This is a genomic window from Komagataeibacter kakiaceti JCM 25156 (assembly GCF_000613305.1).
The window spans coordinates 1-608 of sequence record NZ_BAIO01000883.1 but is presented as its reverse complement, the minus strand read 5'-3'; the positions used below and the strand labels follow the sequence as shown (position 1 = coordinate 608).

1 pseudogene is annotated in these 608 nt (G+C 65.8%); it reads right to left on the bottom strand.

The features are described 5' to 3' along the window. A pseudogene (locus JCM25156_RS19780) lies at positions 1-345 on the bottom strand (UDP-phosphate N-acetylglucosaminyl-1-phosphate transferase); the annotation flags it as partial. Between the last annotated feature and the right edge of the window lie 263 nt (positions 346-608).

Below are 608 nucleotides of genomic sequence, written 5' to 3'. Positions count from 1 at the left end.
CGCGACCTGTGCCGCCAGCTTCCATGCCGGGGGCATGGGGTGCATGTCGTCACGCCATGAAAACAGACCAAGCCACGCCGTGGCGAGCAGCAATGTGATGTCCGCCCTGTCCGCCACATGGTGGAAGATCATTTCAGTTACCGGCATACCTATAAGGAACACGGCCAGAATCGCCAGCCCGCCGCCCTTGGGCACGGGGGCGGCATGGGCGCTGCGCCCGGTAGGATAATCCATGACGTGCAGACCGATCACCCGGCGTGACAGGAGCGCCGCCGCGAGGCCGCCCGCCACGAGCACAAGCCCGAACAGGGTCATTGTGGCATGGGTGGAATGCACACTGGTCATGAAAGCCGGGTCTGGAGCATGATCTCTCCTTCTTGCCCTCCGTCCGCTCGGCTATAGGTGGCGCAGAATGGTTAGGCAATCCTCTCGCCGCCGTCCGGCCCTGGCCGAATGCGCGCGCATGATACGGACCCTGGCGGTAAATTGCGCCCTTGATACGCTCATGGGCACGATCGCCGCGTTCGTGGCGCAGGGCGTGAGCGGCTTCGTGGCGCGGGGGTGGCCCGTGGGGCTGGTGCCGGTCATCGGCATGGGGGCCATCGCGG